5 protein-coding genes are annotated in these 11,017 nt (G+C 45.5%); 1 reads left to right on the forward strand and 4 read right to left on the reverse strand.

Annotated elements, in window-relative coordinates:
* On the forward strand, positions 1 to 201 hold a 201-nt coding region (locus C1E99_RS06390; RefSeq protein ID WP_161943210.1), incomplete at its 5' end, for a transposase.
* Between the two features lie 100 nt (positions 202 to 301).
* Here the strand turns inward: C1E99_RS06390 and C1E99_RS06395 are convergent.
* The 4 genes from C1E99_RS06395 to C1E99_RS06410 all read right to left on the reverse strand — a co-directional run bounded on the left by C1E99_RS06395 (position 302) and on the right by C1E99_RS06410 (position 10,572).
* Positions 302 to 6,709, reverse strand: coding sequence for a ZmpA/ZmpB/ZmpC family metallo-endopeptidase (locus C1E99_RS06395; protein ID WP_105206997.1), 6,408 nt, complete (start codon positions 6,707 to 6,709; stop codon positions 302 to 304).
* Between the two features lie 171 nt (positions 6,710 to 6,880).
* Complete coding sequence (locus tag C1E99_RS06400) at positions 6,881 to 9,118, reverse strand: DNA internalization-related competence protein ComEC/Rec2 (RefSeq protein ID WP_105206998.1); 2,238 nt, start codon at positions 9,116 to 9,118, stop codon at positions 6,881 to 6,883.
* Positions 9,102 to 9,761 (reverse strand): helix-hairpin-helix domain-containing protein, encoded by a 660-nt coding sequence (locus C1E99_RS06405; protein WP_105206999.1) that lies wholly within the window; start codon positions 9,759 to 9,761, stop codon positions 9,102 to 9,104. Before C1E99_RS06405 ends, C1E99_RS06400 begins: the two co-directional genes overlap by 17 nt.
* 64 nt (positions 9,762 to 9,825) lie before the next feature.
* Positions 9,826 to 10,572 (reverse strand): lysophospholipid acyltransferase family protein, encoded by a 747-nt coding sequence (locus C1E99_RS06410; RefSeq protein ID WP_105106766.1) that lies wholly within the window; start codon positions 10,570 to 10,572, stop codon positions 9,826 to 9,828.
* Positions 10,573 to 11,017: the final 445 nt, after the last annotated feature.

An 11,017-nucleotide genomic window follows, 5' to 3' on the forward strand; every position in this document is an offset into this window, starting at 1 on the left:
TTTCTAAAGGATAAAGACAAGGTTTTAAACGCTATGGAATTGCCTTATTCCAACGCCAAACTGGAAGCTACCAATAATCTCATCAAAGTCATTAAAAGAAATGCCTTTGGTTTTAGGAACTTTGAAAACTTTAGAAAACGGATTTTGATTGCCTTGAACATAAAGAAAGAGCGAACCAATTTCGTCCTCTCTAGGTGTTAGCTTTTCATCTACCCACTACAGTTGACAAAGAGCCATTTTTTTATACATAAATGGATTGAAAAACTAGATTCCACTTTAAAATCAGATAGTGCAATACACTCTACTTTTTCCTATCTGTAAAACGAACTAAGTAAGATTTGCTGCGAACATTCAAAAAGATGAACTGACACATAGCAAACAGTATCCCAAGTACGGTAAGATTACTGTTTCTATCCCCTGTTTTAGGTAACTGTTCATTAGTTAGCTTTCTCTGTCTTACTACCCCTTCAGAAACTGCCATTTCTTTTGCAACTGGCTTTGGACTATTTTCTCCACGGCTATTCTCTGAAGCTACTAGAATACCCTGTGGCACACTTTGACCTGAAGTCAATCGTTTCACCAGCTTTTCAACTGTAAGAATCGGTCTGTCAAAGCTTAATGATTCCCCCTTAGCCGTTTCTAACGGGGGAAGAACGCCGGCTGGCAAGTCATGGGTAACGCCTTCTCCCTTGGCTGTTTCGAGCGGGGGAAGAACACCGATTGGTAGTTCGTGAGTGACGCCGTCGCCCTTGGAAGTTACGAGTGCTGGAAGAACGCCGATTGGTAGTTCGTGAGTAACACCGTCGCCCTTAGCCGTTTCGAGCGGGGGAAGAACGCCGATTGGTAGTTCGTGAGTGACACCGTCGCCCTTAGCTGTTTCGAGCGGGGGAAGAACGCCGATTGGTAGTTCGTGAGTGACACCGTCACCCTTAGCCGTTTCTAACGGTGGAAGAACGCCGACTGGCAGTTCGTGGGTGACTCCTTCTCCCTTGGTAGTCTCAAGCGGCGGAAGAACACCTACTGGCAGTTCGTGGGTGACGCCGTCGCCCTTAGCCGTTTCAAGCGGCGGAAGAACACCGGCTGGCAAGGCATGGGTAACACCGTCGCCCTTAGCCGTTTCGAGCGGGGGAAGAACGCCGATTGGTAGTTCGTGAGTGACACCGTCGCCCTTAGCTGTTTCGAGCGGGGGAAGAACGCCCTCTGGCAAGTCATGGGTAACGCCATTGCCATGAGCTGTTTTCTGGACAATCACCTGAATAGATACCCGCTTCTGACTGCCGTCATCAAATCGGACAAGGACTGGAAGACTGTGTTCACCTAGGGTAGTTGGAAGAGGATTTACAAGACTCTTTTCAACAGAACCTGCTTGAGCATCAACCTGAACATTGGCCAAAACGGCATTTTCCACCGCAGTCAAATCGTCATCTGTTTCATAGACATACTCATCTCCGACAGTAACTGAATAAACATCTGCTTTCCATGGAATAACCTGAATTGGAATAGTCAATTCGAGATTATCTTTACGGAGTTGAAGACTGGTAACTTGCGGAGTCAGAGTAACAGAAACCAATGCCACACCGTAGTCTTCAAATTGGTCTGGAGTAAGGGTTTTGGATAGACCTTGATTATCTACCAATTTCACTTGAAGGCCTGCTAAGTCCACAGTGTCAGCTGGGCGATAGACAGTCTTAGTCGGTGGAGTTACCACTTCAAAGGCTGTAATAGAGTTTTTATCAAATACTGTAACTGGTAGGGCAGGTGTGACTAGCTCCAAGGGAATATCGATTGTCTGAGATGTTTGCAGGTTGCTTAATTGAGCCTGGTCAAAACTGGAGGCAATCTCATAATGTCCTTGGGCTGGTTGAGGCAAACGAGCTGCCAAATCTGTCACAGAGGAACCTACTTGCAAGGTCATGCTTTCTTCCTTGACAACCGTTTCACCATCTTTGAAACGAAGGTTGATTTGGAGATTAGCTGGGACAACTTCTACCACAACCTCTACCTGCTTCTGACTACCGTCATCAAATCGGACAAGAACTGGAAGACTGTGTTCTCCTAGGGTAGTTGGAAGAGGATTTACAAGACTCTTTTCAACAGAACCTGCTTGAGCATCAACCTGAACATTGGCCAAAACGGCATTTTCCACCGCAGTCAGATCATCATCTGTTTCATAGACATACTCATCTCCGACATTGACTGAATAAACATCCGCTTTCCATGGAATAACCTGAATTGGAATAGTCAATTCGAGATTGTCTTTACGGAGTTGAAGACTGGTAACTTGCGGAGTCAGAGTAACAGAAACCAATGCCACACCGTAGTCTTCAAATTGGTCTGGAGTAAGGGTTTTGGATAGACCTTGATTATCTACCAATTTCACTTGAAGACCTGACAAGTCCACAGTTTCAGCTGGACGATAGTTAGCCTTAGTTGGTGGGGTTACCACTTCAAGCCCTGTAACAGCAGTTTTATCGAATACTGTAACTGGCAGGGCAGGGGTAACTAGCTCCAAGGGAATCTCAATTGTCTGAGATGTTTGCAGGTTGCTTAATTGAGTCTGGTCAAAACTGGAGGCAATCTCATAATGTCCTTGGGCTGGTTGAGGCAAACGAGCCGCCAAATCTGTCACAGAGGAACCTACTTGCAAGGTCAAGCTTTCTTCCTTAACAACCGTTTCACCATCTTTGAAACGGAGGTTGATTTGGATATCTTGTGGTGTCTGTGTCGGCTCTACCAAACGATAGGAAATTCCCTCATTGCTCAAGCTAAAACGGTCCGATTGGTTTTCCAAGTCAATTCGAACAGTATCTGCAAAGCCACCTTCAGCAGTCACGAATACCTTATTCACATGAGGACTTAGATTATGCTCAAATCCTCTAACAAGTACTTCAACAGTACCTTCAATGCTACCTGTTACTGCTAGACTAGCTGTAGCTGGGACAATGACTTTTCCTTGACCAGATAGATTTCCCAGAGTTACTGGATCATTGGCAATGATCAACTGCGTGCCAGATGCAAGTTCTACACCTGTTGAAATCTCAGATACCTGACTGGCTAAACTAACATCTGCCTTATTGACCAATTCCAGAGTTTGGATATTTTGTACATTCAATCCGTGAATGCGTGCAGTGTCAATCGTAACCTCATTATCCAAACTACCATTACCGTCAATTGATTTCAAACTACTAGATTTTGAAATAACAGACACTGGTCCCTCAACAAGCTCCCCATTAACACCTGACAGTTTAATACCTTGATCGGCATTGACAAAATCCGACAGGATTGAAATCGTCACAGGAATGTTGCTTGCTGAATCTGCATTTCCTGCGTAGATTGTGTTAAATCGTGTATCTGAACTTCCGTTGGTAATAGTGATTTGCCCATGATTTCCTGCTGGATCGCCCGTACGAGAGCCGGCAACCAGGCTTGGACGGAGATTGCTTTGAGCTTGACTTATGGTTGTAGAAACTCTATCAAAGGTCAAATGGTAACCATTGGCATAGATCGTTGCCTGTTGACTGGCATCTACAATCATATTCAGCGTCATGTTGGCAAAGGTTACATCATTCCCCAATTCTACATTTGGACCTCGGAAGGTGAGGCGATGCCCTTGACCATCAATTGTGACTGCCTTATTGATAAGGAAAGGCGTTTCTTGACGATGTTGAACATCACTTACCAATTTGATGGTATCGCCATCCCTAGCTTGAGAAAGTGCGTAAGTCAAGCTATGATATGGATTAGCTTCCGTTCCTTGACCGTCTCTGGATTGTTCATCCCCTTGAGTGACATACAGGTCACGCGCCTGAACTTCTTGATAAATACTTGAACGGAAGTCATCTGTATCCTTCAAATAAGCCTGGAAGATGCTCTTTTTCAATTCTTGAACAGCTGAAACTCTAGTTGACAAGGCTACCCTGTTGGTTGCATTAAGTTTCATCTGTTGCAAATCTTTGGCGATGGCCGCATCCATCAAACTCTGAATAGCAGCGAAATCGCTAGCTACACTAGTGGATTTTAGCTCAGACACCTTGGCGATGCGACGCTCAAACATAGCCTTCTTAAAGGTTGCTAGGTCTCCTCCATATTCTGGCATAATGGCATTCAAAGCTGCCTGATCATTGGCATATTGGCCAGAAACATAGGCTACCATTCCTTTTTCATAACCATATTCTCCCAGAATATCATAGGCATTTCTTCTAAAGCTAATGTCACCTACTGTTCCTGCATTGTTTTGCAGACCTGCATAGATAGGCTCAAAAAGAGGAATGGTGTAGTAAGAATTGGTCCGAGCTGTTCCTGTGGTATTGAGACCGTCAAACTTGTAGCGACCTGAAATCAATTGCTTATCTACAAAATCATGGACAGATTGCAAACCTGCTGCTAAATCTCTTGAAATCGGTTGAGCTTGATCTGTCTGACCACCATTAGCACTTGCGACAAGGCTCAGCTGATTAAGAAGGACTGCCCTGTCTTCAGGTATCTGCCCCAAGATAGACTGAGCTTCTGCGTAGTCTAAAGTGTACAATACGTCCAAGATACCCTGCATATAGGTCTTGAGGTCATCACTTGTTTGGAAACGGTCTGGACTAGCATTTTGTGTCCGATTGTCCCCCATGCGATAGGCTGTATTGATAATAAAGCTTGGGTCTTGATAGGGTGTTTTGGCAACATCCATAGACTCAAACATTCCTCTGGCAAAAACTTCTTGTAACTGGCCAGCTCGTCTATCATAGCCATTTAACCAAACGTTCTTATCCAGCATATGGGTCAATTCATGGGTATAGACAGACTGACCTGCCTCAGACAGGGATTTTTTCAAAAAGAGATTAATGGAAGTCTTTCCATTGGCCTGACCATCAGCTTGTAAAAAGTTGGCATAAAGGTTGAGCGGTCTAATGAATTTCTCGACCCCTTCTAAAACTCCTGAACCATATTTTGGTGAATAAAGTTCTTGAACACGCTGAGCAGCTGTCCCTAGTTTCTGCGGACTGTCAACCACAATAATCGGTTCGTGATTGGCTAGAATATCCCTGTTCTGACTGATGCGATGCCAGAATTTCAAAAAGCTTTCCTGATCATCAGCATAGGATTGTAAGTTAGCTTTAAATGTTGCCAAGCCTGTCTGGTCACCTAGTCGGACATAGGATTCCGTCAAACCATAGTTGACTGTGTTTGAAGTGCTAATGGCATATACAAGATCAGTAGGTAGGGTCAAGAGAGGAATGAGATGGTTACCCAGACGTACATTGCTCTTTAATTTCTGATAGAGCGAGGAATTTCCGTAAGGAGATTGGGACTCTGCCAGATGAGCCTTGCTGGTCTCCTTAAACCATTGCTCCCCTGTTTTACTTGGCTCAAACAAGCTCACTCCCTTCTCCACAAAGGAGAAAATATCAACTTGATTTGTAATTGGAGCTAGTTTGGTTTGGTAAGTAGTCGCTGACTGTCCCAAGGTCAAATCACGATAGGTCAAGGTATTCAAGATAGTAAGAGTTCCAAGGGGACTCCCGCCACCACCAAAAACCTGAGGGTGATACAAGATTAAATCCTGGGCTTGGTGTTGACCAAATTCAAAGGAATATTGACGATCCAGATAGGAAAGACCTGCTAAAATCTTCTCCTTATTACGACGGAGATCCTCTACATTGACCTGGCTTGATTTCTCAAAAATACCTGTCAGAGTCGCTTCAATCTTAGCCTTTACTCGCTCAAAACTCTCCCTCATATCCAGCATATCCATATAGGCTGTCTGCTTGAGAGACTGCATCTGGTCGGCTGACAGAGCATTTCCCCCATTTTCCTTCCGAATGGCCGTCTCTAGAGCATTTTTTTCAAGAAAGCTTTCTTGATGGCCCAAGTAAGGATAGAGTGATTCATAGGTCACAGCCGCAAAATCATTTTTCAGTGAAGCAACCTGCTGCGCAACTGCCTCTCTGGTCTGGCTTGTCGTTGGCTGAGTCGTCGCAGGGACTATCTGACTACTACCATCCGAATAAACCACTTGAAACTGCTGAACTGTTTTTCCATTGACGGAGGTCATAAGCTCCCCTTGGTCATCTAGTGGCAATTTAGCAACTTCATTGGCAGCTACACTACGAACCATGGATACTGAACGAAGTACGGGTTGGACTACTTCTTTTGCTAGCTGGTCAGTCGGAGCAGATTCTACTGCTGATGTTTCTGCTAGCTGGTCGGTCGGAGCAGATACTACTGTTGCTGTTTCTGCTACCTGAGCTGTTGTAGCTGGCTCTACTGCTGATTGGCTTGGAGTTTCAACCACTGTTTGAGAACTTTCTGTCCCTATACTAGGTTCACTTACATTCGCTTCCGACAGGGGTTGAACTGAGTTTGCCTTTTCTTGATCGAGTGTTGTTGATTGATTTTCTTGGGTAACTGGAGTCTGTGAGACGATTGAATCAGTTTGAGTAGACTGAACTACTGGAGACAAAGTCTCTGCGGGAACTGGTTCTGTCAACTGAGTTCCCACCATCTCTGAAACCTGATTACTTGTTTGATCTTGACTTGGCCCATCTGTTACTGCCTGACTAGTTTGCAGACTACTAGCAGGCACTTGACTTACCTCTTGCGCAGCCGCAACCTGCCCTCCAACAATACTAAAGCTAATTGCCAGAGCAACTGACACGACACCGATGGAAAACTTACGAATACCAAAATGGTGCTTTTTTTGTAAAAAATTCAAATTCATAGATATATAGTCTCCTTTTTTGACCCGATAAAATACCTACTGCAATTATATAAGTAATAAGTATGAAATGCAAAGAAAACGCTAGCAATCTTTTAGAATCAAAAAAATTTCCCAACGATAACCGTCAGGAAACTAATGAAAACCATGGTTTCTAAGCAACCTCTTCAACCATCATTCCCTCACCGTCTCAATCGTCCACTCCTTATAACCTCGGAAACGAATAGCTCCTTGCTGGTCGGTGCGATAGACTTGGATATCTCGACTATCAAAGCGGTCCAAAGTTTCTTGGTGAGGGTGCTTGTAGCGGTTGTTTTCTCCTGCTGATACCAGAGCAATCTTGGCTCCGATATGGTCTAGAAATGCTGGATAGGAGGACCCTTGGGAGCCATGGTGACCAGCTTTGAGGACATCGACAGGCAGGTCGGGATAGGTTTTAATCAAGTCCAACTCCCCTTGCTCCAAGTCCCCTGTAAAGAGAAAATTGGTTTCCAACAAGCGACCGTAAAGAACAACAGAATCATTATTACCACCGTCTCCTGTCCCATCTGGATAGAGGACTTCCAGATAGGAGTCAAAAATCGGCAAGCGGTCGCCCACTTTCACCACATGGACAGGGACATTGATGGCTTTCAAGGTGGCTACAAAGTCAGGCACCGTCAGGCTTCCTGGTGACACGTAAATCCGACCAATCTGGACCTGCTTCGCCACTTCCAGCACATCGCCCACATGGTCCGCATCGGTGTGGGTCAGGACCAAACTATCAATCCTATCCACGCCCCGACTATGCAGATAAGGGATCAAGGTTCGCTCTGCATTTGCCTGCGAAGACCGCTCCTGCCAAGCTTCCTTGGCCGCAAAATCGACCCGTCCGCCCACATCAATCAGGACCGTCCGACCCCGCATATCCCGCAAAAAGATGCTGTCTCCCTGCCCGATGTCCACCACCGTCACCTCGTTCTCCAGCGGGTGTTTGGTGATGAAAAATAGCAGAGCGAGGACCAAGCTCAGTCCTAGAAGCCATTTCTTTCTCCTGTGGAAATCGTAGAGCAAGAAGAGGCTGACCAGCAAAAGCAAGAGGACCAGCTCAGACGGCTTGCCCAGTATCCAAGGCCGAAAGCCCAAATCTGCTACCCAGACAATGATTTTCTCCATAAAAACGAAAAATCCGTTGACCCAGGTTATCTTGACAACTGGCGACAGGAGAAAAATGACCGACAAACCTGGCAAAAGCAGGACATCAAAGACGAAAGAAAAGGCAAATGTCAAGAGAATAGACAGGGGCTGGAAGGCATAGAAATAGGTCATGAGCACCGGTAGAATCCCCAGCGAAATACTAAGACTTTCCACCGCAGCCTTTTTGACCTGCCCCAAGTCCTCAAAATCAAAGACCGTCAGCAAGAAAGCATAGGTAAAAGTCAGCACTCCTCCTGCTGTCAGTAAAAATCGGGGCAGCATCAGCAGGCAGACAAAGACTGTCACCGCAAAATTATCCAACTTCCGCAAGCCCATATTGCCCAGAATTTTCTGGACCAGGGACCGCACTACTGACACCGAAAAACCTGTCAAACCAGCATAGACAAGAGAAAAGGGAATCTGCAACTTATCCACCGTTTCCTTGGTCAAACCCAGACGCAACAAAATCCAACGAAACTTGTCGATGAAAAAGCCCACCTGCATACCAGACAGGGCGAAGAGATGAATGATACCCAGACTAGAATAGAGGTCGCTCATCTGGTCAAACTCACTGTCCAAGTCCCCCAATAAAAGCCCTGTCATGTAGTGACTCATGGGAGCCGGAAAATTGGTTTTGATATAAACCAAAGCCTGCCTCCGCCAGCTTGATAGCCAGTCAAAAACATTCCAAGACTGGACAGGAACAATCTTCTTAATCGCCGTTAGCTTGACAGTCCGATAGATGCCCTGTGTTTTCAGATAGGCCTGATAGTCAAAGCCGTTGAAATTCCGCTGACCAGCTGGCAGACTGACTTCTGCTTCCACTTCTAGCTGGACCAGACCTGTCAGCTTTTGAAAATAAGCCTGCTCCTCCTGACTGGCTAATTTGTAGAAAACCTGATAGGTTTGTCCGTCAGCCCGACCCCGAAAGGACAGGCTGTCGCCGTTTACTTCAATGGTATCTGGAATAACCTGCACAATCGTCACTTGCTCTGGGGCTGACTGGGCTGCCCGCTCCCATTGGACCTTCTGACATCCGAAAAACAGACCGCACAGGGCTAGAAGCGGCAGCATCTTGAGGAAAACTGCCTTACCTTGCAGAACCCCAAAGACAAGGAGCAACAAACTCAGCAGGCCCATTGTCAAGAGGGAAAAAGAATGGACTGCAAAGTAGGCCGCCACCGCCAAGACTGCCAGGTGAATGGGCTGGCAGGGGAGCTTACTCAACCGTGACATAAGGTCGGATGCTTTCCATAGTTTTGTCGCCGATGCCTGATACATTGTTGAGGTCGTCCACCGACTTGAAGCCGCCGTTAGCCTCACGATAGGCGACAATGTCCGCCGCACGCTTGGCACCGATGCCCGAAATGGTCTGCAGATCCGCCTCGGTCGCCGTATTCAGATTGACCTTACTTTCATTTCCTTCTTGGGACATAGCAGAGCTGGCAGTCGTGCTGGCAACCACCGAGACATTTTCGTCCTTGCTGGCCACATAGACCACCGCCTCGTCGCTGAGCTTCTGAGCCAGATTGATAGACTTGGGGTCTGCCTGACTGGTCAAGCCGCCTGCTGCATCAACTGCATCATTAACACGCGCACCAGCTTCTAAGGTGTAGAGCCCTGGTTTTTCCACCGCTCCTTTGACATCAACGACTAGCTGGCTGGGCTCTTCACTGCTTGCCGTGCTAGAACCATCTGTCTGCTCTTGACTGCTCAAAGTTTGTTCGGTCTGTGGAAAATCTGTCAGTCCTGTCTGATCAGACTTGGCAGGTTGGCTGAAAATTAAAAATGTTGTCAGAAGTAAACCTGCAGCTGCTGGCAGAGCAATCTGCCACTTGTATTCTTTAAGCATTTCTATATAAGTTTTGATTGTATCCATAAATTACCTCCACCTATATAGTTCGCAAAAGATAGAAAAAAACCCGCAAGCTGCGAGTTTAATCCTATTTTTTATCCAACTGAGTGCTTGGTTGCCAGAAGAAGCTAGCAATATAGCTAAAGACATAGGTCAGACCCAAGATAAGGGCAACCAGCAAAAGAACTGGGATACGATAGATATAAGTCAAGATATTTGGCTTTTTATTGGTTTGGAAAGAAGCTGCATGGTCATCTAATCGTTTGAACTCCGCCTCGATTCGGCTGGTCACTTCTGTCGTACCTGCATCATCCATGCGCTTGATATCCGAAACATCGATAGGATTTCCAAATGCCACATCAATTCGCTCACCAGCTAAGAGCCCCTTGATGGTCATGGGACCCACATAGGTAGCTGGCATGAGTTTGACCTTGGCTGACTTGGCAATGACCGCCACACCACCTTTAAGTTCAGAGGAATGACGACTTCCTGAAGGAAACATGACCAGCGAACGGTCACTCTTTTTCAACATGTTAACTGGATACTTGATGGCTGCCATGCCAGGATTTTCACGGTCAATCGGAAAGGCTCCACATTTTGAAATCCACCAGCCAAACCCCCGGTCCTTGAAAAGTTCTTTTTTTGCCATAAAGATGAACTGCTTAGGAGCAGCTGCGTAGCCAAGAAAGACTGGATCCCAGAAGGTTTTGTGCGGAGCGATAAGAATATAATTTTCCTCCTGTGGCAAAATTTTCTCTCTATCATGATAGTGAATATTGCCATTGATGGCCCACAACAAGAATGTTAATAGTGTTCGTAGATAAGAATAAAACATAAACTTCTCCTTTTTCAATCCCTCCTATTATAGCACAAAATTGCTTCAGGAAGAAATGTCATATACATTCAAATTTACAATCAAAAAGCCTGTATTTATAGTCTTTTAGTTTACTTTTAGTACTCGCTCCAACTATCTGGGAGATAGTTGGAGGTTGGAAATAAAGCGAACAAAGTTCGCATCAACAGCCGCAGGCATAACTCAATGCTTTTTTATTTCTAGGCATTGACTTGAAACAGTCCCCCAGACTGTTTCAATCAGGCAAGGCGAGTTCAAACACTCCAATGGAGTGTTTGAAGTTGGAAATAAGGAAACAAAGTTTCTTCATTCGTCGAAGTAATAAAAGAAAAACTGATATGTAAAGCCCTTTGTCAAGTAAAAACAATCGAACTGATAAAAAAATGAAAAGTATCTAGAAAGAGCCTAGTTCTTAGCTTCGGGCAGT

The sequence above is a fragment of the Streptococcus suis genome (assembly GCF_002964045.1).
GTDB lineage: Bacteria > Bacillota > Bacilli > Lactobacillales > Streptococcaceae > Streptococcus > Streptococcus suis_U.

Coding starts and splice junctions, on each gene's coding strand:
- C1E99_RS06395 (WP_105206997.1), bottom strand. CDS start 6,709: ATGAATTTGAATTTTTTACAAAAAAAGCACCATTTTGGTATTCGTAAG.
- C1E99_RS06410 (WP_105106766.1), bottom strand. CDS start 10,572: ATGTTTTATTCTTATCTACGAACACTATTAACATTCTTGTTGTGGGCC.
- C1E99_RS06400 (WP_105206998.1), bottom strand. CDS start 9,118: ATGTCACGGTTGAGTAAGCTCCCCTGCCAGCCCATTCACCTGGCAGTC.
- C1E99_RS06405 (WP_105206999.1), bottom strand. CDS start 9,761: ATGGATACAATCAAAACTTATATAGAAATGCTTAAAGAATACAAGTGG.